This is a genomic window from Desulfobacter curvatus DSM 3379 (genome assembly GCF_000373985.1).
GTDB classification, from domain to species: domain Bacteria; phylum Desulfobacterota; class Desulfobacteria; order Desulfobacterales; family Desulfobacteraceae; genus Desulfobacter; species Desulfobacter curvatus.
This window is the reverse complement of record NZ_KB893082.1, coordinates 14,258-39,989: the sequence shown is the minus strand read 5'-3', so window position 1 is coordinate 39,989 and position 25,732 is coordinate 14,258. Positions and strand designations below refer to the sequence as shown.

Annotated in this window: 19 protein-coding genes; 16 read left to right on the top strand and 3 right to left on the bottom strand. The window is 46.4% G+C overall.

From position 1 onward, the window contains the following. The first annotated feature begins 405 nt into the window (after positions 1–405). Genes lysS through B147_RS0119190 form a run of 10 tightly spaced genes read left to right on the top strand, consistent with a single transcriptional unit; the run spans position 406 to position 12,119 of the window. Positions 406–1,884, top strand: coding sequence for a lysine--tRNA ligase (gene lysS, locus B147_RS0119235; protein WP_020588839.1), 1,479 nt, complete (start codon positions 406–408; stop codon positions 1,882–1,884). 9 nt (positions 1,885–1,893) lie between these two features. Further along, entirely contained in the window at positions 1,894–3,117 is a 1,224-nt protein-coding gene (locus B147_RS0119230) for a lipoprotein-releasing ABC transporter permease subunit (protein ID WP_020588838.1), read from the top strand. Continuing rightward, the gene (locus tag B147_RS0119225) at positions 3,110–3,793 is read left to right on the top strand and encodes an ABC transporter ATP-binding protein (protein ID WP_020588837.1); all 684 of its coding nucleotides are present in this window, start codon (positions 3,110–3,112) and stop codon (positions 3,791–3,793) included. The genes B147_RS0119230 and B147_RS0119225 overlap by 8 nt, the downstream gene beginning before the upstream one ends. A 40-nt stretch (positions 3,794–3,833) precedes the next feature. Further along, the gene (bamA, locus tag B147_RS0119220) at positions 3,834–6,470 is read left to right on the top strand and encodes an outer membrane protein assembly factor BamA (protein ID WP_020588836.1); all 2,637 of its coding nucleotides are present in this window, start codon (positions 3,834–3,836) and stop codon (positions 6,468–6,470) included. 26 nt (positions 6,471–6,496) lie between these two features. Continuing rightward, the gene (locus tag B147_RS0119215) at positions 6,497–7,030 is read left to right on the top strand and encodes an OmpH/Skp family outer membrane protein (RefSeq protein WP_020588835.1); all 534 of its coding nucleotides are present in this window, start codon (positions 6,497–6,499) and stop codon (positions 7,028–7,030) included. 3 nt (positions 7,031–7,033) lie between these two features. Beyond that, positions 7,034–8,071, top strand: a complete 1,038-nt coding sequence (lpxD, locus tag B147_RS0119210; RefSeq protein WP_020588834.1) for a UDP-3-O-(3-hydroxymyristoyl)glucosamine N-acyltransferase — start codon at positions 7,034–7,036, stop codon at positions 8,069–8,071. Continuing rightward, complete coding sequence (gene lpxA, locus B147_RS0119205; RefSeq protein WP_020588833.1) at positions 8,068–8,865, top strand: acyl-ACP--UDP-N-acetylglucosamine O-acyltransferase; 798 nt, start codon at positions 8,068–8,070, stop codon at positions 8,863–8,865. The genes lpxD and lpxA overlap by 4 nt, the downstream gene beginning before the upstream one ends. Positions 8,866–8,870: 5 nt before the next feature. After that, positions 8,871–9,722, top strand: a complete 852-nt coding sequence (locus B147_RS0119200) for an LpxI family protein (RefSeq protein WP_020588832.1) — start codon at positions 8,871–8,873, stop codon at positions 9,720–9,722. Beyond that, positions 9,715–10,875, top strand: a complete 1,161-nt coding sequence (gene lpxB, locus B147_RS0119195; RefSeq protein ID WP_020588831.1) for a lipid-A-disaccharide synthase — start codon at positions 9,715–9,717, stop codon at positions 10,873–10,875. Before B147_RS0119200 ends, lpxB begins: the two co-directional genes overlap by 8 nt. After that, a complete protein-coding gene (locus B147_RS0119190) occupies positions 10,872–12,119 on the top strand; it encodes a hemolysin family protein (RefSeq protein WP_020588830.1) in 1,248 nt (415 codons plus the stop codon). The genes lpxB and B147_RS0119190 overlap by 4 nt, the downstream gene beginning before the upstream one ends. A 78-nt stretch (positions 12,120–12,197) precedes the next feature. Here the strand turns inward: B147_RS0119190 and folD are convergent, their stop codons facing one another. From folD to B147_RS0119175, 3 genes are all read right to left on the bottom strand, one after another. Further along, a complete protein-coding gene (gene folD / locus B147_RS0119185; RefSeq protein ID WP_020588829.1) occupies positions 12,198–13,097 on the bottom strand; it encodes a bifunctional methylenetetrahydrofolate dehydrogenase/methenyltetrahydrofolate cyclohydrolase FolD in 900 nt (299 codons plus the stop codon). Between the two features lie 100 nt (positions 13,098–13,197). Then, entirely contained in the window at positions 13,198–14,037 is an 840-nt protein-coding gene (gene purU / locus B147_RS0119180) for a formyltetrahydrofolate deformylase (RefSeq protein ID WP_020588828.1), read from the bottom strand. A 44-nt stretch (positions 14,038–14,081) separates the two neighbouring features. Further along, positions 14,082–15,308 (bottom strand): Glu/Leu/Phe/Val family dehydrogenase, encoded by a 1,227-nt coding sequence (locus tag B147_RS0119175; RefSeq protein WP_157237959.1) that lies wholly within the window; start codon positions 15,306–15,308, stop codon positions 14,082–14,084. A 941-nt stretch (positions 15,309–16,249) separates the two neighbouring features. Between B147_RS0119175 and B147_RS0119170 the strand changes: the two genes are divergently transcribed. The 6 genes from B147_RS0119170 to B147_RS0119135 all read left to right on the top strand — a co-directional run bounded on the left by B147_RS0119170 (position 16,250) and on the right by B147_RS0119135 (position 25,030). Continuing rightward, on the top strand, positions 16,250–16,588 hold the full coding sequence (locus B147_RS0119170; RefSeq protein WP_020588826.1) for a P-II family nitrogen regulator: 339 nt from the start codon (positions 16,250–16,252) through the stop codon (positions 16,586–16,588). A gap of 59 nt (positions 16,589–16,647) precedes the next feature. Continuing rightward, positions 16,648–18,159 carry an ammonium transporter gene (locus tag B147_RS28940; protein WP_020588825.1) on the top strand — a complete coding sequence of 504 codons (1,512 nt, stop codon included), beginning with the start codon at positions 16,648–16,650 and terminating at the stop codon, positions 18,157–18,159. 183 nt (positions 18,160–18,342) lie between these two features. Next, entirely contained in the window at positions 18,343–19,260 is a 918-nt protein-coding gene (locus tag B147_RS0119155; RefSeq protein WP_020588823.1) for a class II glutamine amidotransferase domain-containing protein, read from the top strand. Positions 19,261–19,292: 32 nt separating this feature from the next. Further along, on the top strand, positions 19,293–22,361 hold the full coding sequence (locus B147_RS0119150; RefSeq protein WP_020588822.1) for a glutamate synthase-related protein: 3,069 nt from the start codon (positions 19,293–19,295) through the stop codon (positions 22,359–22,361). A gap of 103 nt (positions 22,362–22,464) precedes the next feature. Continuing rightward, complete coding sequence (gene glnT / locus B147_RS0119140; RefSeq protein WP_020588820.1) at positions 22,465–23,868, top strand: type III glutamate--ammonia ligase; 1,404 nt, start codon at positions 22,465–22,467, stop codon at positions 23,866–23,868. Positions 23,869–24,427: 559 nt separating this feature from the next. Continuing rightward, positions 24,428–25,030, top strand: coding sequence for a helix-turn-helix domain-containing protein (locus B147_RS0119135; protein WP_026259734.1), 603 nt, complete (start codon positions 24,428–24,430; stop codon positions 25,028–25,030). Positions 25,031–25,732: the final 702 nt, after the last annotated feature.

Below are 25,732 nucleotides of genomic sequence, written 5' to 3'. Positions count from 1 at the left end.
TCTGTCCGCCCCCTTTCAACTCCGATTAGTGTGAGACGGCAACCACGGACAGGTAATCGAAACAGTTTCAAGCCTGGAATGGGGGAGAACTATGCCCGGACGGAATGAAAATCTTCGGTACAGGCCATGGTTTGTGTAGGAAGAACTACCTTTCCGATGCCTTCTGAAAGAAGGAAAGGCGGAATTTTCCCAAAAAGGAGTGGGCGGAACAACTTCGGCCGACCTTTTATTATTTATGCGTCAGCACTGGCCTTCCGTGCCGTCATTGACAAGCCTATACAAAAACGCTATTTTACCATGTTTTATTCATGGGGTTTACCGTACCTAAAAATTTTAAATTAAAAGGAAACGGCCCTTTTTATGTATAAATTCGGAGCCTAAATATAAACGAAAGCAACTATTTTTATGGATAACAAAACAAGCAAACTTCTTGATCTACGCAAAGAAAAAATAAACGAGCTGAAAACAGACGGCATCAACCTGTATCCCAATGATTTCAAACCGGATCATAGGGTTCATGAAGTCAAAGAAATTATAGAAAAAAATGCCGATACCCTGGGCGAAAACGGACGCAAATTTTGCCTGGCGGGCCGTATGATGGCCATTAATAAAATGGGAAAATCCTCATTTGTCAGGTTCCAGGATGCCGGTGAACAACTGCAGGTATATATCCAGAAAAACAAGGTGGGCGATGACGTATATGCCCTGTTTAAAAAATTGGATATTGGTGATTTCATTGGTGTTGAGGGGCCTTTGTTCCAGACAAGAACCGGTGAGTGGACCCTGCTTGCCGAAAGTTTTAAGCTTTTATCCAAATCCGTAAGGCCGCTGCCTGAAAAATTTCACGGCATTAAGGATCCTGAAAAAAGATACCGCCGGCGGTACCTTGATTTGATCATGAATGAAAATACCCGGCAGATTTTTAAAAAACGAAGTGCCATTGTGGCTGCCATGAGACGTTTTTTTGATGAAAACGGATTTATGGAGGTGGAAACACCTATGATGCAGACATTGCCCGGCGGTGCCGAAGCCACACCGTTTAAAACTTGGCACAATGCACTGGGGATGGAATTGTACCTGCGTATTGCACCGGAACTATATCTCAAACGACTGGTTGTCGGCGGATTTGAAAAAGTGTTTGAAATCAACCGGAATTTCAGGAACGAAGGGGTCTCCACCCGGCATAATCCGGAATTCACCATGGTTGAGTTCTACCAGGCCTATGCTACCTATGAAGATCTGATGAACCTGACCGAAGAGATGTTCTCCACCATTGTCACCCAGATTACCGGCGACAGCAAAGTTGAATACCAGGGGGTGACCATTGATTTTTCAAAGGGGTGGCAACGCATCTCCATGGTCGATTCCCTGTCACAGATCGGCGGCGTAGATCCGGCCATTGTTAATGACACCCAGGCATTGCTTGCCCACGCTGAAAAGGAAAATATTCAAATTGCCAAAAAGGACCGGCACGGCAAAGTGCTGACCAAACTATTTGATGCCCTTGTGGAGCCCAAGCTCATCCAGCCCACATTTATCACCGGATATCCGGTGGAAGTATCCCCCTTGTCCAGAAAAAGCGATTCGGATTCAGAACTCACGGACCGGTTTGAATTATTTATTGCCGGAAGAGAGATTGCCAACGGATTTTCCGAAATCAATGACCCTGAAGACCAGTATAACCGGTTTCTCATGCAGGTGCGTCAGCGTGATGAGGGCAATGATGAAGCCCATATTATGGATTCGGAGTATGTTGAGGCCCTGGAATACGGCATGCCGCCTACGGCCGGGCAGGGGATCGGTATTGACCGTCTGGTCATGTTGCTCACGGATGCCGCTTCCATCCGGGAAGTGATTCTTTTTCCACATATGAAGCATGCATAAAAGGTATCTGTGGGAGCAGAATTTTTCATAGCCGGAAAATACTTACGGGCCAAACGTAAGGAGGGATTTATTTCTCTGATTACCCTGTTGTCCGTGGCGGGTGTTATTCTCGGCGTCATGGCATTGGTGGTGGTTATTGCCGTCATGAGCGGATCGGAAACCGAATTTAGAAACCGAATTCTTGGACTGGAACCCCATATCCTGGCCATGAATTATTCCGGCCATTTTATTCCTGACCCGAACATGGAAGATAAGATCAGGCAGACTCCCGGGGTCACGGCCGTATCTCCCATTTTATTCGGCCAGGCCATGATACGCACGGCCAACTCTTTTTCCGGCATCATTATCCGGGGGATCGAACCGGAAAAAGGAGCTGCACTGATCAAAGGATACACCAGTGAAGACCTTGGGAACGTATTGAACAAAACATCAATAACAAAAGGCCTTCCCGGTATCATTCTTGGACAGTCCCTGGCACATACCGTGGGGGTGATGGAAGGCGACCGCGTAATTCTTATGTCTGCATCAGGCATTATTTCCCCCATGGGTCAGATTCCGTCCATGAAGCAGTTTGTGGTTGTCGGCACATTTAAATCCGGTATGTCGGAATATGATTCCAGTCTGGCCTATGCCCGGCTGGATCAGGTCCAGGCTCTGGTATCTGCCAAAGGCAAGATTTCTGCTTACGGTATCTGGACCGATGAGATATTCAAGGTAAAAGAGTTAAGCCAAAACGGACTTGGATTCATAAAATATCCGTATTATCTGCGTAACTGGATGGATATCAACCACAGCCTTTTTTCAGCGCTTAAACTTGAAAAAACCGCCATGTTTGTTATTCTAACGCTGATTATCCTTGTGGCGGCATTTAATATTGCGTCGGCATTGATCATGATGGTTATGGAAAAGACCCGTGATATTGCCGTACTAAAAGCAATGGGTGCCACACATTCAATGATCCGCCGGATTTTTATAATTAAAGGAATGATTATCGGGTTAATCGGTACGGGCATCGGGACAACGCTTGGGGTGGTGATCTGTTACATCCTTAAACGATACGAATTTATCAAGTTGCCCGAGGCATATCCTTTTTCCACGCTACCGGTTCAGCTTGAATATTCGGATGTTATTTTAACCGCCGTATCCGCATTGGTGATTTGCTTTTTGTCCACCCTGTATCCGTCGTATAAAGCATCACGAATGAATCCGGTGGAGGCCATCAGATATGGGTGATACGCCGCTGATTCAACTGAATGGGGTTTCACGGTCTTTTGTATCCAAAACAGCTGCAGTGGACATTCTGCACAAGGCAGATATATCCATACAACAGGGTGAGACCATTGCCGTTGTGGGGGCTTCGGGTATCGGCAAATCCACCCTGCTTAACATTATCGGCACCCTTGACAGGCCCGACGAGGGAAACCAGCGCTTTTGCGGTGAAGATATTCTGGGGTATAATGACGAAAAGCTTGCCGCCTTTAGGAATAAAAATATTGGTTTTGTTTTTCAATTTCACTATTTGCTCCAGGGATTTACAGCCGTTGAAAATGTGATGCTGCCTGGGCTGATCAATGGTAAATCTAAAAAAACTATTGAAAAACATGCAGTAAATATGCTTGAAAGGGTAGAACTTGGTGCCCGAATCAAATACAGGGTAGAAGACCTGTCCGGTGGCGAGCAGCAGCGGGTGGCCATCGCAAGGGCACTTGTTATGGCACCGGCCCTGTTACTGGCTGATGAGCCCACCGGCAATTTGGATCAAAAAAACAGCCAAGCGGTTCATCAACTCCTAAAAGAACTTAACAAGGAAATGGGGATGACCATTATCGTGGTTACCCACAATGCGGAACTATCCGGCTTAATGGACAGACGACTGACATTGAAAGACGGGAAAATCGTACCGGTATAAAGAGTAATAATTAAGTAAAATAAATCACTTAGGTCTATCTATGAGAAATTTTAAGTTCAGTGTATTGCTTGCAGCGTTTTTCTACCTTTTAGGGATAAGCCTGGTGTCTGCCGAGGAACGGGTCGCAGTTGCACTATTTCCCTTTCATGTCCAGGCAGAGCAGCCCAATGAAAAAATTGCACCGGCTGTGTCAAAAATGTTGAAGGAAAAGCTTGAAAAAGACGGTGCGGCCGTCGTGATTACCGACACCCTTGTTGATACAACTAATTGGAAATACGATCAATTCCGTCAGGAGGGTATGCGTTTAGGTGTTGACTGGATCATTACCGGCGACATTTTTATAGCCGGACAGGCGTTGAGCATTGATTCCCAGATGCACAATGTATATGAAAAACAGGCGCCTTTAACCTTTTTTTCACAATCCCCAAGCCCATCCGAATTGTATGCAGGCATAACCTCCCTGGAAAAAGATATTATAGGCGAATTGTTTCAGCAGAAAATCATTTCAGCCATAGGCATCAAAGGTAATGTCCGTGTTGATGCCGATGCCATCCAAAGGGTGATCTCATCCCAGAAAGGCGATATTCTAAGTCGCACCGCGTTAAATAATGATCTGAACAGCGTATATAAAATGGGGTATTTTGATGATGTGACCATCAAAAAACAGAACATGGATAGAGGGGTTGAGGTCATCTTTGAAGTCCGGGAAAAACCCAGTGTTCGTAATATCCGCTTCGAAAATAATCATATTTATGAGGACCAAGAATTATTTGAGGTTGTAGGCACATCAACCGGATCCATTCTCAATGCATATAAGTTGAACAGCGATGTGGATAAACTCAAGCGTTTATATTATGAAAAAAATTATCATAACTGTATTATTTCCTATGATATAAAACCGTTGGAAAACCATCAGGCAGATATTGTTTTTAATATTCAAGAAGGTGAAAAAGTAAGAATCACAACCATTGAATTTGAGGGTAATAAATATTTTGACGATGATGATATCAAAGATGAGATGCAGACCCGGGAAAAGGGGTTTTGGTCATTTATAACATCATCGGGAGAACTTGACGAAACGGAACTTGATAATGATGTGCTTCGCATAGAAGCCTTTTATAAGAACAATGGGTTTATAAATGTCAAAGTGTCAGACCCTGTGGTGAACATGGGAAAAGAAGAGATCACCATCCGGTTTAAAATTGATGAGGGCGTTCAATATAAAAATGGTGTGATCTCCATTAAAGGTGACATCCTGACCACGGAAGAAGAACTGTTGGCACTTCTGGTGTCCCAGAAATCTGAGTTATATAATCGGGAACTTGTCCGCAAGGATATGATTACCCTGAACGATTTTTATGCCAACCAGGGATATGCCAATGTCCGGGTAATCCCAAGGGTGGATAAGAATGATGATCAGTCAATTGTAAATATAAGCTTTGATATTGATAAGGGTCCGCTTGTCTACTTCAACCGGATCATTATTACCGGCAACGGAAAGACCAGGGATAAGGTGATCCGAAGAGAACTGGCCATTGAAGAGCAGGGTCTTTACAGCATGAAAAAAATCCAGCGCTCCAACAGAAACCTGGTGTTCAAAGACTATTTCCAGAATATCGACATCAAACCGGTTAAAACCGAAGAAGAAAACAAACGGGACGTTCATATCACCGTTGAAGAAAAGCCCACGGGGAATTTCTCTTTTGGTGGCGGGTTTTCCAGTGATGACGGTGCATTCGGCCAGTTTTCCGTTGAAGAGCGTAACCTTTTCGGCAAAGGGCAAACAGGAAAATTCACCATTCGGATGTCCGGAGAAACTGCGTTGTATGATATCGGATTCACCGAACCCTGGTTGTTTGACAGGCCTATTTCAGCCGGATTTAATATTTATAAATTTGAACACGAATACGATTATTATGATAAAAACGCCTATGGGCTCACCCTGCGGGCGGCCTCCCGCCGATTCTGGGATTACACTACTATTGGTATAAGCTACAACATTGAGAAGTTTGATATTGATGATGTTGAATCCGATCATACATCGGTTACTGAAGGCTCTTATCTTACCTCAAGTATTACGCCTTATATCAGTTATGATTCAAGAAACCACAGTTTTTTGCCCACCCAGGGCATGTATCACAAATTGTCCCTTGAATATGCAGGGGAATTTTTGGGCGGGGAGATTGATTTTACCAAATATCTTGTGGAATCCGCTGCATTTTTCCCTTTATTCTGGAAATTTTCAGCCGGTATCTATGCCAAGGGCGGATACCTTGATGACAGAACCAATGGAGATCCGGATATAGACTGGGAGCGCTTCTATCTTGGCGGTATCAATTCCATCAGAGGGTTTGACGATACCGACATCAACGGTACCAGAGATGGGTCCAGAATTGAGATCGGCGGTGAGTCATATTGCCAGTTTAATATCGAAATGATGTTTCCCATTGCAGAAGAACAGGCGGTTTACGGCGTTTTTTTCTACGACCGAGGCGATGTTTACAACGACGGGGAAAATATTGACTTGGGCGATCAGTATTCCAGCTCAGGCTTTGAACTTAGATGGAACTCTCCCATGGGGCCCATCAGACTGGCCTATGGTATTGTTATAGACGGTAAGGATGTTAAGAGTACCGGCGATGGTCAATTTGACTTTTCAATTGGTGCGTTTTTTTAAAATATAATTTATTTTCGGAGGCATAGATGAAAAAAAGCATTATAGTTCCGGCAGTTTTGATTATTGCCGCAATGTTCACTTGCAGCGCTTTTGCAGCGGATAAGGCTAAAATAGGCATGATCAGTTTTGAAAAAATATTGCAGGAATCCAGTGCCGGCAAAGTGATGCAAAAAGACCTCAAGGCTAAACTGAATGAACTTCAGGGAAAACTTCAGGCCGAGGAAAAAAAGGTTAAAGATATGTCAGCGGCCTTGGAGCGTGAAGCCCTTGTGCTCAGTGCTGAAAAAAAACTTGAGCGTCAACGGGAATTGCGGGATAAGGCCGATGACTTAAAAAAAATGAACTCGGATTATACCCAGGAAATGAAGATTCTGCAAAATAAACGGATGAATCAAATCCAAAAAGATGTCTTCGACATCGCCAACACATTGGGCAAGGCCCAAGGGTATACTTTGATCATTGAAAAAAAAGTTGCCGGTGTTATTTATGCTGCAGATCAGGTGGATATCACTGATGAGGTCATTAAAGAATACAATTCAACATACGCTAAGAACAAATAATTTATGCTTACAGCCGACCAAATAGCTGCCATGGTTGATGCCCGGATACATGGGGATCCGGGTACAACCATTTCCGGGGTATCCTCCTTTGACGATGCCGGGCCCAAGGATCTGACCTTTGCGGTGGATCACTCTTTTTTTTCCCGGCTGGATGAAACAAAAGCCGGAATCATTCTTGTGCCCAACGAAGCTCCTGCTGTTTCCGGTATAACGCTTCTTTACTCTGATAATCCGAAGCTTGCTTTTTTTAAGGTTGTTGAGCATCTGATGCCTGCAGAGCCGTTGAAAGAATTTATTCACCCGTCGGCTGTTATCGCAGATGACTGCATTATTGGCGACGGCACACGCATTGAGGCCCATGTGAGCATAGGGCCGGGCTGCACCATCGGCAGTTATGTCCACATCATGGCCAATACAGTGATCGGAAAACAATGCCGGCTCAATGATGCCTGCCGGATCAGCCCCAACGTCACCTTGGTAGATAAAACACGAATCGGCAGACAGACCATTATTCATCCCAACTGCGTCATCGGCTCTGACGGATTCGGATTTGTCCAGGACGGTCACGCCCATGCCAAGTTGCTACATACAGGATATGTACAGATCGGTGATGGCTGTGAAATCGGTGCCTGCAATACCATTGACAGGGGGACTTTAGGCATCACCCGAATCGGAAACGGCGTTAAAACGGACAATCAGGTGCATATCGCCCACAATGTTAAAATCGGGGATGATACATTGGTGGTGGCCCAGGTAGCGATTGCCGGGAGCACTACCATCGGCAAAAACGTTATTATCGCAGGCAAAGCTGGTATTTCAGGCCATCTTGAGATCGGAGACGGAGCCATTGTCGGCCCCTATGCCGGTGTCAGCGCAAATGTTTCCCCGGGCGATATCGTTTCAGGTATTCCCCATATGTCCCATAAAATCTGGCTGAAAGTGTCCCGTATCATACCCCGGCTACCCAGTTTAAGAACACGACTGCTTTCCCTTGAAAAACGGATAAAAAAGCTGGAAGGCAGCTCGACGGAGCAATCATGACTCAACCCATTCAACCCATTCAACCCATTCACCCAACGGCAATTATTGATTCATCCGCCAGAATAGATGAGAATGTCACCATTGGCCCCTATACCATTGTCAAAGGAGATGTTACCATTGGCTCCGGCACAACCATCGGTCCTTACTGCACCATTGACGACCATGTCACCATCGGCCCGGACTGTAATATTTTTCAATACGCCTCCATTGGCGGAGCCCCCCAGGATCTTAAATTTCACGGCGAAACCACCCATCTGACCATTGGCAGGGGGTCCATTATCCGCGAATTTGTCACCATCAACAGGGGCACGGGCTTCGGCGGAGGTCTCACCGCGGTGGGTGAAGAAAATTATCTGATGGCCTATACACACATTGCCCATGACTGCAAGACCGGCAAAAATGTCATCCTTGCCAACAACTCAACCCTTGCCGGACACATTGAAATTGGAGACTATGCCACTGTCGGCGGTCTTGTAGCCATTCATCAATTTGTCAAAATCGGTGACTATGCTTACATCGGCGGTAAATCCGCTGTGGTAAAAGACATTCCACCCTTTGTCATTGCCGCAGGTGACCGGGCCACCTTGCATGGGTTGAATAATGTGGGCCTCAAACGCCATAATTTTGACTCGTCCGTCGTCCGTCAGTTGAAAAAAGCGTACCGGATATTTTTCCGGATCGGATTGACAGTGACCCAGGCCGTTGAAAGGACCAAAGCAGAAGTTGAGCAACTGCCTGAAGTGGTTTCCTTCATTGAATTTATAAAAAATTCCAATCGTGGGGTGACACGTTAATTTCCATGAAGACCTGCGAAGGCAAGAATTGTTCCTCCCACATTGGCCTGATTGCCGGTGGCGGCCAGTTCCCGCTGCTTTTTACCCAAAAGGCACGTGCAAACGGTTATAAAGTGATTGGGGTAGGATTCCACAGTGAAACCGATCCCCAACTGGCCCAACTGACTCACCGGTTTGAATGGCTTTATCTTGGTCAGCTTAACAAACTGCTTCGCTATTTTAAATCCCATGGCGTCACCAGAGCACTGCTCATGGGTTCCATTAATAAGGCCAATATTTTTAAGGATATAAGGCCGGATTTAAAGGCCCTTGCTTTTATTGCCAAAACGGTGGGTACCCACGATGACAATATCCTTTCATCCTTTGCGGATCTTTTGGAAAAACAAGGTATTACCCTGGTACCGTCCACCTTCCTTCTGCCTGAACTGATCAGCCCCAAAGGATGCTGGACCAAGCGAAAGCCTGACAAAGCAGAAAAGAAAGATATCCAGCAGGGATGGAAGCTTGCCAAAGCTGTTGGCCGTCTTGATATCGGTCAGTGTCTCGTAATTTCCAATGGAACGGTTCTTGCCGTAGAAGCCATTGACGGCACGGACGCCACCATAGAACGGGGAGGGCGGCTGAGCCGGGGAAACGGGGCCACGGTTGTTAAATTATCCAAACCCAACCAGGACCTGCGCTTTGATTTACCCTCATCCGGATGCACCACCGTTGAAACCATGCACCAATCAGGGGTAACCATGCTTGTGCTTGAAGCTGAAAAGTCAATTTCATTTGACCGTGAAAAAATGATTGCCCTTGCAGATAAATACAATATCTGCATAATCGCCGTAACCGAGGATGAGATGCATGACTGAACGAACCCGGCATATAATGATATTAGCTGGTGAACCTTCAGGTGATTTCCACGGGGCAGCCCTGGTGCGGTCTTTAAAACAACTTTGCCCCGGTGTCCGGATCACGGGTATCGGCGGCAAGGCCATGGCAGGGCAGGGGGCAGACATTTTCTTTCCCATTGAAAAACTGTCTGCCATGGGCCTTGTTCAAGTGATCAGGCAGTTTGGCACCATTAAACAGGCTTTTTGTCTTGTTAAGCGACGATTAAAAACAGATCCTCCGGATGCTGTTGTGCTCATTGATTATCCAGGATTTAATCTAAAGATCGCTAACTTTATCAAACAACATTACAACATTCCTGTCTGTTATTATATCGCCCCAAAGGTCTGGGCCTGGAACGCCAACCGTCTGGATACCATAGCCAAAGTCATCGACCATGTCGCGCTTATTTTTCCCTTTGAAATTCCCATTTATAAAGCCAAAAAAATTTGTGCCACCTATGTGGGAAACCCCCTGGTGGATGAATACCCCCAAAGTCTGCCGGTTTTAAGCAAAAACAATAAAAAAGAGCTGTCAGATGATCTGATTATCGGCTTGCTTCCGGGTTCACGGTCCGCTGAAATCGATAAACTGCTTGATGTGATGCTGGATTCCGTCGGTATTATCGCAAAGAAGTATCCCTATTTAAGGTGTCTTATTTCCTCCGGTATTAACCAGCATGAAGAGCGCATTAAACAGATTGTTTCTCACCATCCAAACAGTGAGTTGTGCCGGATTGTAACAGGCCGGCCAAACCAAATTTTTGAACGGGCCGACCTTCTGATTGCCGCATCGGGCACTGTCACGCTGGAAGCGGCTTTAAATCTTGTGCCCACTGTAATTATTTATAAAATGTCCGGAGTGGCGTATGGACTTGCGCGACTGCTTGTGAAAGCCAAATACATCGGGCTTGCCAATCTGATTGTCGGTCGCCAGGTGATGCCGGAGTTGATCCAAGATGACGCCAATGCCGGAACCATCAGTAAAACCGTATTATCCATGTTACCTGAACTTGAGACCCATAAACGGCAACTTCATCAGGTCCGCAGGCGATTAGGTCTGCCGGGTGCCCCAAAACGTACGGCGGCTATAATACTTAATCTGATTCATAATAGGAAATATTTCGGGTTATGAGTATTGAAGCAACCTTGTTATGCATTTGCCTTTTTCTATCCGGTTTTTTTTCCATGTCTGAAACAGCGCTTTTTTCAATTTCCAGAATCAAAGCCTTTCATATCTCTAAGGATGGCTCAAAGTCCGGTCAGCTTATCCTGGGAATGAAGGAAGACTCCCACACCCTTTTGACCACCATTCTCATCGGCAACAACCTGGTAAACATTGGTGCATCCTCCCTTGCCACCTCCCTTGCCATTGCCCATTTTCAGTCCAATGCCGTGGGAATTGCCACCGGTGTCATGACACTTCTGATTCTTGTGTTTGGGGAAATTTTCCCAAAATCCTTTGCCAACCACAACAATGTAGTGGTCGCAAGGGCTGTCATATATCCCATATACTGGTTGTCGAAAATTTTATGGCCTTTGATCTTTGTTCTTAATTTCATACCTAAACTGCACGGCGTCATAGACAATTCCCAGGATACCGTGACCGAAGATGAATTGATGACCATGGTGGAAGTGGTGGAAGGGGAAGGTGAAATCAAAGAAGAAGAGATGGAATACATCACCAATATCTTTGAATTTGATGACACCTATTGTTCTGAAATTATGACACCCAGGGCAGACATGTTTGTGGTGGATGCAGCCGAGAGCCTGGATATTCCAAAAATTTTAAAAACAGGATTTTCACGCATTCCGGTGATTGAAGATACCATCGATAATATTGTAGGAATTTTGCATATCAAAGATTTATTTTCTAAATATTTGGAAAAGAACGATTCGGAAGCGACCTCGGACCGCCTTGATGTCAAAGCCATTATGAAAAAGCCTTATTTTATCCCGGAATCAAAGAAACTGGATTCACTGCTTAAAGCCTTTAAGGCAAAAAAGAGCCATATGGCTGTTGTGGTTGATGAATACGGCGGTGTGTCCGGTATCGTCACCCTTGAGGATGTGGTTGAAGAAATTTTTGGGGAAATTGCGGACGAGTCAGATAAAAATACACCGGACATTGTCCAGATCAAAGGGAACAAGTGGCTGATCGCCGGCAAAACAGACATCTATCATCTCAACAAAGAGCTTAACCTGGGAATTCCAGAATCCGTCAACTACGACACGGTCTCGGGATTTTTTCTGGAACTTGTGGAGCGTATCCCCAATCCCGGGGAGTCCGTTCGCATGAATAACTGGAATTTTACGGTAAAGGACATGGATGGCAACCGGATTCAGTCATTTATCATTAAACCGGCCGAAGAACCCTGACTTGCGCAATTTTATAAACTGAAGCATTGCGTATTTTTCTCTTGGTCATGACGAATCCTTTCATTTAGGACATGGGGGTTATATTAAATCTCCCAGGGCATACTGGGCAGCTCTCAGGGTATTTTTCATGAGCATGGCAATGGTCATGGGGCCGACGCCACCGGGAACCGGGGTGATTTTTCCTGCAATTTCCTTGGCTGCATCAAAGTCCACGTCACCTTTGAGGATGGCTCTTCCAGTGGCTTCGTTCATGCCCACACGGTTAACTCCGACGTCGATCACAGTGGCCCCCGGCTTAATCCATTCGGGTTTAACAAGATCCGGCACGCCGGCTGCAACAACAAGAATGTCGGCACGTTTGCAATGGGCTGCAAGATCCTTGGTCTTTGTATGAACAATGGTTACAGTCGCGTTGGCACAAACACTTTTTTGGGCCAGCATCATGGCAATGGGTTTGCCCACAATATTGGAACGGCCGACCACAACGACCTCCGCACCGGATGTTTGCGTGCCTGAACGAACAATCATTTCCTGGATACCGGCCGGGGTGCAGGGTAGGAACTTGGCTTCATCACAGTTGATCATCAAGCTGCCCACATTAGCGGGATGGAATGCATCCACATCCTTATCCGGATTGATGGCGTTAATCACCTTTTTTTCGTCAATATGCTTGGGCAACGGCAGCTGAACCAGAATGCCGTGGATGTCGGGATCATTGTTATACTTATCGATCAAAGCCAGCAGATCCGCTTCACTGATATCTTCGGGCTGATCATCCTGAATTTCATTGAACCCGACGGACAAAGCCGTTTTTACCTTCAAGGTGACATAGCTGACAGAGGCCGGGTTTTTCCCAACAAGAATGGTTGCCAGGCCAGGCACTTTGCCGTGTTTGGCTCTCATCTTTTCAACATCGGCCTTAATTTCAGCCAGAATAGTCTTTCTAATCTCGGTTCCGCTAATGATTTCTGCGGTCATACACTTTCTCCAGCTATGGCCCGGCAAAGAAAAAACAACTGAACAACGCCTTTTCCTTTACCGGGTTAGTTTAATCTTGATCTTTAAAAATAAATTGACTCTACAAAATAACCGTTCTACTCCCGTGAAGGAATATCCGTCTTTCGGCGTACATTTCGATCGCGCGTGCGAGCACTCTGGCTTCAGTGTCCTGCCCTCGAATTTGTAACTTTTTCGGGCAATCCCGGTGATCAATACGCATGACGTCTTGCTCTATAATCGGCCCTTCATCAAGACTCTTCGTAACAAAATGAGCGGTCGCTCCGATAAGCTTCACACCGCGCTCATACGCCTGATGATAGGGCTTTGCGCCTTTAAAGCCCGGCAGGAATGAGTGATGAATATTGATTACTCGCCCAGCGTATCTCTCGCACATATTCTCGGAAAGAATCTGCATATAGCGCGCAAGCACAATGAGCTCCGTACCCGTGTCCTCGATAATCCTGAAATGCTGCGCCTCGACCTCCTTTTTATCAACCCCCTGCGTGGGCACATGATAAAATTTAAGCCCGAAGTGTTCGCAAAGCTCCTGGTTTACCGTATGATTTGAGACTACGCCCACTATGTCAATATTCAAGTGCTTTGTCCGCCAGCGATAGATCATATCGTTCAGACAATGATCATCTTTCGATACCAGAACAAGCGTCTTGACCGGCTCATCCATTTCTCTCATATACCAATTCATGCCGAATTTTTCAGACACAGCCTCAAACATGGCTCTAAACTTTTCTTCCGCCCCTTCAGTTACGGCAGAAAACATAACGCGCATAAAAAACTGCTTGGAATATGGGTCGTCAAACTGTGAAGATTCCTCAATATTACAGTTTGAATTACACAAAGCGTTCGCAACCGCGGCAACAATTCCCGGACGATCATCACAATTCAGGCAAAGTATGTACAAGGTAAGCCCCCCTTTTTTTCTTCTCAACAATGTTTAATCGATATTTATTTAGTAAATACTGCAAATTTGCGTTCAAGATCGACATTTATTTCTTTGGTCTTGTTGCGCAGTATTCTGTTTGATTTTCGTTGATTTTCTTTTCGTTCACAGGCCATCTCGTGCGCATAATAAAACGGAGTATGCGCCATGTGATCATCCTTCATCTTTTGAACAAGTTCGGTAATATTTAAATCGATCCGACTGTAAATTGAAGATGTTACCCGCTCCCACTGGGCATCGGCTGAAGATGTCATCAAATCCTGGTTCTCAAGAAGCCATTCCTCATAGCTTGAAATAACCCCTCCGGAGTTTGCTATTATTCCCGGTATCGATATTATACCGTTGGCATGCACAGTCTCTCTATGGGATACATCGGTATAGGCGATGTTTGCCCCTTCAACTATGATTTTCACTTTTAAATTGCCTGCATTTTTTTCATTTATACTCTGGCCAGGGCCGGCTAAAACAAGGACATCAGCTTCTTTTTCCAACAATGTCCTGCTGTTTTTTTGAAAATTCGTATCACCCGTAAGACCGGAAAGTTGCTTAACGCTACCGCCTGACCGGATCGTCTGCATCAGCAGTTTTCCATCTATTCCGTCTTTGCAATATAAGGCACCGGTGATATCGCTCACCCCAAGAATCCGCGCCCCTTTTTCCAGCAAAAAGCGTATTGCATTTCCGCCGACTTCTCCAATCCCTTCAACAATAACCCCTGCCCCATCCATTGGGATATCCAGACCGAGCTTTTCTATTGTTTTTTCAAGGCTCAGTACGACCCCGTAAGCGGTACTACCCAGTTCATGGGGTATTCCGCTTGATTTACCTGTTCCCGCAAGCCTTGATTTACGCCACCCCTTCACAGAAGCACAGCCGGCAATGAATGCATCTATCGCCTTACTGTTTGTATTTACATCAGGCGCGGCACACCATTTATAAGGCAGAAACTCAAGTTTTGATAATTCGCGGCCGAACGCGTACATTGCTCTGTCAACCTGACTGAGATCATCTAACCGGATTCCTCCTTTTGCTCCCCCAAAAGGAAGATTCGCAAGAATACATTTATTTGTCATTTCACCCGCAAGGAGTGCAATTTCCTTTTCTGTAACCCCGGGATGAATACGGATTCCACCTTTTGCCGGAGCAGTTTTTTCCACTGTGTCAATAACCAGTATCGCCTCGGCATTCAAACTGTACTTATCCAGATTAATTTTAATGATTTGCTCAGACATATATGTTCCCATATCATATGAACTCATAAATTATTAAATAGACTCCGGGTCAGTCATTCAACAGCACCGGAGACACATCAATGTTGAACCATACCCAATTGAAACATATTATGTCAAGATATATTTAACAATATGAAAGATTTCAATTCAAAATAAAATATTAAAAAAATAACTATTAATAATTACATGCTATTTAACTGCTTACAACATATGAAACAAACCTATGTTGATTGCAATTACCAATGAAAGATTTTCAATCATAGATGGTCTTTCCGCTTAAAACCGAGCAGTAGCCTTAAGAAATCATGCTTTATTATATATTATGTTGCAAAAACAATTTTCCAAACAAGCAAAAATTCTTAAACGCAAAAAGCGCAATCAGTTTATTACAAATTTGCATGTATACTTATTACAAAATTGCACTTTTAGCTCAAAACACTTTTCAATAGCCTTGGCGCCACGTTTCAAATAAACTTGGTATTCTTTTGAAAAACAATCTCTATCTATTTGTTTTTACATATTATACCAATAAGATACATCACATCAAACGACGACCAAAATCATCTGACCGGCCTCTAAACAAATGAAACAATTATTACACATTAAACATCCATTCATGATATCTAAATATCCTGCCAAATCTTGCATATAATTCTATAAAAAATATAATTAAATTATATTTTCAAATAGTTATAATAATTTACTTCTAAAAATCCTCCGAAAGAGCGATAGAACAATTTTGCAATATTGATGAAATAAACATTTCAAAATTCTTATTCCATTTAATTATTGTGTACATAGGCGCTTTCAGAATATGCAAAAATAATATTTATATTCATATGGTTATAAATTTAATTTTTGATTTTAAACTTGTGGCACCTGTTTTGCTGGTAAACGTTTCAGAGTATCTTTAACAATTTTAATGAAATGAAAGGGGAAGCATGCAACAAATTGTAGCCGTCATCAAGCCATTTAAACTGGAGGAAGTTAAAGAGGCTTTGAACAAAATAGGTATTACCGGAATGACTGTATCCGAAGTCAAAGGTCATGGCCGTCAAAAGGGGCACAAGGAAATCTATCGCGGGGCTGAATACTCGACCAATTTTCTGCCGAAAATCGAATTGAAAGTAGTTGTCAAGGCTGAAAGAGCAGATGAAGTCGCTGAGGCCATTATTGATGCCGCCGGCACAGGGAAGATCGGAGACGGAAAAATCTTTGTTATGCCCGTTCAAAAAGTAATCCGCATTAGAACCGGAGAAACAGGCGCCCAGGCATTGTAAATCAAGAACCCCAATATAACGGGAATCTTTTCATCCGAATCAATATGGAGTTTACACAAATGAAAAAAACAACCTTATTTCCCAAATCAACAAAATACCTTTACTTTATTTTATTTACAGCCGTTTTTGCCGTCATCGGCATACAAACACCTATTTATGCCGAAACCGATGCAGCCGTCACAGAGGCACTTTCGACCATTGATCCGGCGCTTCTCCAGGGCAAAACCCAGGACGAGATCAAAAGAGAATTACCGATTTCCGGTTCCTACAGAGATGAAACCTCGCCCATCAGTGAAGATATCGAGGTTAACGTCGGCGGCCAAACCGTCACGGCAACGATTTACAGATATCTTTCCGACATCGAAATTCTTCAGTATCGTGGTGACGTCCTCTGGACCTGTCTTGCCGCATTTCTCGTATTTCTCATGCAGGCCGGTTTTGCCATGCTTGAAGCCGGTTTTACCCGTGCAAAAAATGCCGTCAACATCATGATGAAAAACATCATGGACTTTTGCATCGGTACCATGGCTTTTCTGGTTGTGGGTTACCATATCATGTTTGCAGGCCCGGATGAATCACTGTTCTTCCTCGGCCAGACCGCCGCAACCCAGTGGGGATTTGCTTTCTGGCTCTTCCAATGTGTGTTTGCCGCCACCACGGCGACCATCGTATCCGGTGGCGTAGCCGAACGGACAAAGTTCACGGCTTACCTGGCCTACAGCGTTGTCATCTGTGCGTTTATCTACCCCATGTTCGGCGGATGGGCGTGGGGCAGTCTGCTGGACGGCAGTGGATGGCTTGAAGGTGTGCTGGGTGTCGGTTTTTATGATTTTGCCGGTTCCACCGTTGTTCACTCCATTGGTGGCTGGATTGCCCTTGCCGCTGCCATCGTGATCAGACCGCGTCTGGGTAAATTTGATGCCAAGGGGAACCCCCGGGCCATCCCGGGCCATAACCTTCCCTTTGCCGTTATCGGCGGTTTCCTGCTCTGGCTCGGCTGGTTCGGTTTCAACCCCGGAAGTACCACCACATTTGACGGGAACCTGGCCCGTATTGCCGTCATGACCAATATCGCCGGTGCCGCCGGTGGTATTGGTGCCTTATTTACGGTCTGGGCAATTTTCAAAAAGCCGGATGTGGGTATGACCGTCAACGGTTTTTTGGCCGGTATGGTTGCCATTTGTACAGCGGTTGATTGTGTTTCCGTCTTCGGTGCCCTCATCATCGGCGTGGTTGCCGGTGCGTTGGTTGTTATAAGCGTCCTGTTTATCGAAAAGAACCTCAAAGTGGATGACCCGGTCGGTTGCATCAGTGTCCACGGCGTCTGCGGTGCCTGGGGAACCTTGGCCTACGCTTTTTTGGGCGTTGAAACGTTCAGCTTGAAAATTCTTGCTGCTCAGGCCATCGGCGTGGGTGCGGGCTTTTTATGGGCTTTCGGAACAGGCTTGATTCTCTTTACAGCCATCAAATACACCATCGGACTGCGTGTAACCGAAGAAGAGGAAATGGCTGGCCTGGATATCAGTGAACATGGAAACGAAGCCTATAATATCGACAGCATGGTTTATTGATCTTTGATCAGCAGAATATGACACGGGAAGGCAGGCGCCTGAGCGCTTGTCTTCCAAACCTGTGGCAAACCCGGCTTTTTTCTTAAAAAAAAATAAATTAAGAGAGAAGTTTCTTTTTGTCCGAAATGTTTCATCAGATGAATATTTTTTTAATACAGTTAATTAATTTAAGGAGATACATATATGTGTGCCATAGCCGGTCTATTATTTAAACACAATCAACACGCTTTCAACCTGACCACCGGTGAAGCATTGACATTGATTTTGGATTCCACGGTACATCGTGGAATGGATTCATGCGGATGGGCCCTTTACAGGGAGCCCGTCAAAGACACCCTTCGCATGCGCTTTTTCATTCCATTCGGCCAGAGTGCTGAAACGGAAACGGCGCGTATTCATGACATCCTGTCCGGACATCAGGTCTCAGTCCTTGCTACGGAAAAATTAGGATGCACCCTGGGTATCCAGGCCCGATTTTCGGGCAACCTTTTGGAGTTGACACATGCCATTGAAAAGGAACTCAAACCCGTATCCATGGGAAAGCAGCTGGACATCCTGAAAGATGTGGGAAAACCGTTTGATGTGGCCCCGTTATACAACATTGGCGAGTTCAACGGAACCCACGGCATCGCCCACAACCGCCTGGCCACAGAATCAGGTGTACGCCCTGAAACGGCTCATCCTTTCTGGGCCTGTGGGTTCTCGGATATTGCAACGGTTCACAACGGCCAAATCACAAATTACTGGATCATGCGAAGGCGTCTGGAACGAAAGGGCATGACCTTCCAGACGGAGAACGACACCGAACTGATCGCCGTCTACCTGGCCTATCAAATGAGCTGTGAACTGACTCTGGAAGAGGCCCTCAAAGCCTCGCTGGACGATCTGGACGGGACCTATTCCTATCTGGTGGCCACGCCGGATTCCATTGGATACGCCAAGGATAAGCTGGCAGCCAAACCCATGGTCAAATACGAAAACGATGAAATGATCGTGATTTCGTCAGAAGAAGTGGGCATCAACCGCCTGTTTCCCGGCCAGGGCCTGGAAACAACGGAACCGGCACCACTGACCTACGGCCTCTGGTCACGGGCGGCGTAAAAGCATATCTCTTAAGATTAAAGGAACAACACATGGTAACAATTGATCTTGCTCAAACACCCATAAAAATGGCCAACGAGGTCATACGCGGTTATGGCGCCATTCATCAGTCCGTTGAAATCACGAATCCCGATGCCAGGCACTATATTGCCGTGGGACTGACCAATCCCATCGACGTCCATATCAAGGGATCGGCCGGGTATTTCTGCGGCGGACTCAGCGACGGCCCGAACATTCGTGTAGATAAAAACGTATCCTGGGGAGTGGGAGACAACATGCAGTCCGGCAGCATTACGGTGAACGGCAATGCCGGAGCCATCGCAGGCCTGGCTTTGCGTGGCGGAGACATCATCATTCACGGTAACATGGGCTCCCGCTCCGGCCAGGTCATGAAAAAAGGCACTCTCTTCTGTGCGGGCAGTTCAAGCTTTATGGCCGGCTACATGATGTACGGCGGCCGGATCATCATCCTGGGTGACTCCGGGGAAAAGATCGGTGAAAACATGGCCGGGGGGGAAATATTCGTGGGCGGTGAGGTTCAGTCTCTGGGAAGCGATGCCATGCTGACCGAAGCCACAAGCGAAGATCTGAAAAGCATTCATGCCTTTCTTGCCCAATACGGGTTCGCCTTTTCAGGAACCTTCAAAAAAATTGTCTGCGAAGGTAAGGATCTGACCTACGGCACCCCCGAACCCAGGACCAAGCCGATTGCCTTCCCGGAATTTTCAGGCCCTGAAAGCGCCTACTGGAATGCCAAGGTCCAGGAGGATATCCGTATCAAATGCAAAATCGGCCGGTATCGGGTCCGCGGATTCGGTGCGGCCCGCCTGATTCCCCATTTTAACGACATTGCGTTTAAAAAGGACATTGATCCGTCAAAAATAGACGCGGATGTTACCGGTAAAATCACCCTCAGGACCTTTATCGGTGACCGCCACGGCGGCCGTGCCCTGAATTTAAGCATGCCGGTCATGATCGCCCCCATGAGTTTCGGCGCACTGAGTCCCGGTGTGAAACAGGCCCTGGGCATCGCCTCGTCCATGTCCGATATTTCAGAAAATACGGGTGAAGGCGGCATGTATTCTGTGGAAAGAGCTGAAGCCCGGCAGCTGATCGCCCAATGCCTGTCCGGACGACTGGGCTGGAATATCCATGACATGAAACGCTCCGACGGTATCGAGCTGTATATTTCCCAAGGGGCCAAACCGGGCCTGGGCGGCCAGTTGATGGCAGCCAAACTCACCCCGGAAATTGCTGCCATGCGCGGCATCCCCGAGGGAATGGACCTTAGGTCCCCATCACGCCATCCCGATGTGCTGGGGGGTGATGACTTGATCATGAAAATCCGGGAATTCCGGGAAGCGGTGGGCTGGCGCCTTCCCATCAGCATCAAATTAGGCGGGGGACGAACCCGTGATGATGTGAAAATTGCCTACAAAGACAACCTTGATTTTGTGGAACTGGATGGTCTGCAAGGCGGAACCGGCGCCGCTTCCAACGAAGTCCTCGAATATGTGGGCATTCCCACCATATCGGCCATTATGGAAGCCATGGACGGACTGGATGAAATCGATGCAACAGGCCAGTTGCCCATCGTTCTTATGGGCGGAATCCAGAACGGCATTGATGCGGCCAAGGCCCTGGCCCTGGGAGCTACCGCCGTTGGTTTGGGAACCCCCATGCTGGTGGCATCGGGCTGTATCGGGTGTATGCAGTGCAGCACGGGAAGCTGTCCCCTTGGCCTGACGTCACAGGACCCCAAATTGACAAAACGGTTCGATGTCAAAAAAGGGGCGCTTAAAATGCATCAATACCTGGAATCCATCCGCTGGCAGCTGGCCGCCATCACCGATGCCCTGGGATATGACAATGTCAACCAATTGACCCGGGACGACCTGGTTGCCCTGACACCGGAAGCTGCAGCCCTGACCCGTCTGCCATATGATCCCAACTATCGGAAAAACCATAAGTTCGCATCGGCCGCCTCTTCGTCTAATAAAAAAGAAACCGGTCTGGCCAATTATCCCAATCATAGCTTTGAACTGATCCGCATGATGGGCGAGGCCACGCCAAACAACATCGGAATTCAGCATCAGATTCTGTCCGAAAGCCTTGCGCCACGTGAGAACCCGTATCCGGAAGGCCGTCCGGCCCATCTGGACGATTTTGTCTTTCTTTCGGCGGCCCTGACCCGTTTGGTCATCGACCCCTACCGCGAAGAATGCAGCACCAAAACCTGCATCACCCGCTCCATCGGAATCGGCCCCAAAAAAGAAGACCAGCCGTCCATTGACCTGGAAAAACCTTTTTTTGTCACGGGCTTTAATGAGGCGCCGGTCAAAGTCCAATCGGCCCTGGCCCAGATCCTTTCCCAGAGCGGATGCGCCTACATCGGACCGTGCCCGCTGATCCAGACAGAGGGAAAAACCGCTGTCTATCCTTGGCTGCAGTTGCTTAAACCCGGTGAAACGCCAAGCACTGTTGCCGCCGGCATTATTTACGAACTGGGCGATGTCTTTAAGCCGGTGTCCCCGGATCGGGTGCGCCCGGAACAGCTATTGGGCTTAAGCGTTTCAGCGGCGGCGGTTCAAAAAGCCCTCCCCTTTGCACTTGAAAATTCATTTGACCTGATGCTCCTCGACCAGACAACAGGCGTGGGCAAACCCTGGGTGGAACTGTCCTCCCCCATTGACCTGACGGTCATGCGTGATGCCGTTCACGGGCTTCAGGCCGTGAACATGGAAGAGGAAATCGCCCTGGTGAATTTCGGCGGTTTAAGGTCCGGAACGGATGTGGCCAAAGCCCTGGCGTACAACTGCCTGGGGTCCGTATTCAGCCTTGCTATGGGAATTGCCCTGGGGGGAAGCATCAAAGGCGACACGCTGATATTTGCCGATGACCTAAGCGAAAAGGATCTCATAGCAGCAGGGTTGCACTGGATAAAAGGAACGGCACAGGAAGCAGCCATCATCGCACGGTGCACGGGAAAAACAAACGTGCACAATCTTGAACCCGAAGACATGAGAGCCATTACAACGGCTGCTGCAACAGCACTGGATATTCCTTTGGCCTCCGGCCCGGAAAAAAGAGAGACCTTTTAATGATCCGGCCCGGAGAAATCAAGTTGGGAGAAATTAGGCCTTTTAAGTTGTTGAAAAATTTTAATGATCGCATAAGACCATTTTTTAAATAAGGAGAAATATAATGTCATCTAATCCTGTAACCATAACGTCCTACCCGTCAGGCCAGCGTGAACAGGTCCGCGAGATGCTCAAAGAACAGGGCATTGAATTTATTCTGGCCCAGTTTGTCGATATTCACGGAGCGCCTAAAGTCAAACAGGTCCCGGTGGACTGTTTTGACAGCCTGGTGGATGATGGGGCCGGTTTTGCCGGTGCCGCCGTCTGGGGCATGGGCCTGGGGCCGGAAAGCCATGATTTGATGGCTCGAACCGATATCGACACTTACGTTCAGCTTCCCTGGATTCCCAATGTGGCCATTGCCAACTGCGATCTCTATGTAAAGAACGAAATCTGGCCCTACTGCCCCCGCAACAACCTGAAGCGCATGCTCGGGGTGATGGCGGAAAAAGGCCTCACTTTAAACGGCGGTTTCGAGCCGGAACATTTTCTGGTTGTGCAGGATGAAAACGGCATCAAACCCTGGGACCCGCTCAATTTAGATACCCTGGCCAAACCCTGCTACGATTTCAAAGGCATGGCCCAGAGCATTGATTATCTTCAGGACATCATCCGTTACGGAAACCAGATGGGTTTCGGCATCTACCAGAGCGACCATGAAGATGCCAACGGCCAGTACGAAATAAACTTTGACTGGTCCGATGCGGTAAAAGCCGCCGACCGCCTGGTCCTGTTTCGGCTCATGAGCGGTCAGATCGCCCAGAAATACGGGGCCATTGCAACATTTCTGGCCAAGCCGTTCGAAGATAAAACCGGCTCCGGCGCCCATCTGCATTTCCATGTGGCCGATGCCCAATCCGGCAAAAACCTCTTTCCCTTGAAAGACGGGCAGGCAGACTGGAAAGGCCTGGGCCTTTCCAAAACCGCAATCCACTATATCGGCGGCCTGTTAAAACACTGTCGGGCCATTACTGCCGTTTCTTCACCCCAGATAAACTGTTACCGGCGCATCCAGAGCGGTGAGTTTGTTTATTCATCCAATTCCGGTTACACATGGACGCCGTCGTTTGCATCCTATGGAGACAACAACCGCACGCAGCTTTACCGCTGCCCCAGCCCCAACCGTTTTGAAGACCGGTCGCCGTCGGCCATGGTCAACCCCTATCTGTTGATGGCGGCACAGATCGCAGCAGGCTTGGACGGCATTGAAAACGAAATTGATCCAGGTGAAGCTATTTGCGGTAAAAACATCTGGAATCTTTCTGTAAGCCAGCGCCGGGAAATGGGCCTGACCCTTCTGCCCCAGAACCTTATGGAAGCGGTGGAAGCACTTGAGGAAGACGAGGTGGTCAAAAACGGCCTGGGCACCATTGCCGATGAATTCATCCGCCTCAAAAAAGCCGAATGGGGAGAATTTATGCAGCATGTCACCCCCTGGGAAATCAAGCGCACGCTGACCATGCTGTAATATTTACAGATAAAACATACCCAGGGCCCTTGGTAATGCGGGCCATGGATAGGGCCCACAATTCGGACCGGCCACAACTACGAACTTTTAGGGCACAGTCTGAGAAAAGATGCCCGGCTTGAGCCCTACCTGCTACCCCTTACCAAGGACTCCCTTTCTTTAAAAATTCCGAAACCGTATACATATATATCAGAACCGAAAGCTTAATAAGGGATCAAAATGTTTGGCAACAAGGCTAATCGAAAAGTAATATTTTTTGAAAAAGCATTGCGGAAAAACAACCGAGTTTGATAAATGTATTCGAGTATTTTGGCATTTGATTAAGAAGAAGGTTATTGTCATTATGGTAAACTGTTGTTTCGAAATAAATCAGGGCCCTATTAAAAGCAGCACCTTAAGAATTGATTAAAAACTATGAAGCGCTTGACTGGGATAGTTCATATTTACACCTGCTGATTTTTAATGCAACGTTTGGTAAAAAACAAAGTTAAGGTTTTTACTTATTGAGCTCTAAGCCTTAACTTAAAATACAAAATATTAAAAAGCTCTCCAAAAAGACATGGATAATACAGAAACTACACCATCGAAAAAAACACTTGAAGTAGCAATTGGCAAGGAAATACGATCGCTCCGACGAAAATTGGATTTAACGCTCTCCGAGTTGGCTAACATAGCCAAACTTTCACCCGGTATGCTTTCAAAAATTGAAAACGGAGCGACCTCTCCCTCCCTTTCAACTTTACAAGCACTCTCCAAGGCTCTTAATATACCTGTGACCAGTTTTTTCAAAAAATATGAAGAAAATTACGAAGCCAAGCATGTCAAGAAAGGGACAGCCGTTGTGGTAGAAAGGCGAGGCACCGGCTCAGGACATCAATACCGCTCATTGGGGCACAAAACAGGAAAATTTGCTTCCGTCGAAGCGTATTTAATCACCTTGGATGATGCATCAGAAGTATACCCGCTCTTCCAGCATGATGGGATTGAATTTCTTTATGTTCTTGAAGGGGAAATTCAATACGATCATTCAAATAACAATTACGATCTTAAGGCAGGAGATTCTTTGTTATTTGATGCAAATGCATACCACGGCCCCAAAAAATTAACAAAACTCCCGATCCGCTTCTTATCTATTATAGTATCACGAAGCAATGCGGAATAGTACCTGCGGAAAGCAAGGCCGGAAACACTATCCTTTTAAATAGGTTCTTTAGGGTTTTTCCCATCTACCTCCTTTTTTTGGGGGGCATCCTCATACTACCCGCTATGCGGGTATGTTTGTTTTAAAAGTAAAAATTCAATAGTGCGAAACCAAAGGCTAAAATTTCTAATCATAATGCTTTTTGGGCCATACTCAAGCCGGTTTCGCTCCACCGCTCCACAACTCCACAATACATAGCTTGCCCTTCTCTCCAGTTCAACTTTTTTTCATAAGATTTTTTTATCGTTGGTGCTATTCATTATGATCCCATAACTAGCCAGTTTTATTTGGGATATTCTGGAAAAATTAAAGCCAGAGTCGTCAATGCCCTTTACTGAAATATAAGAAATCAACTGCCAACAATATTTCATATGAGGCATAATCCGACTCATGGTTCTCCCTCCGGAAAATACCTACCAATGGCTTATTATGATGGATTAGGTGGAAAAATTCACCCTATACGCCTACACAACCCTGAAACGCAACATGAGCCTAAAAATATACGCTCGAAGTTTTCTTCGGAAGAAATTTTATTGAATATAATTAAAAATCATTTGCATGCAAATAGGGGGTGTGATAAGAACACATCAAATATGTAATGAATTTATTACAAGAATGTTAAACAAATAGAGCGATAGCTAATATACAATGTATCGTTTAGGA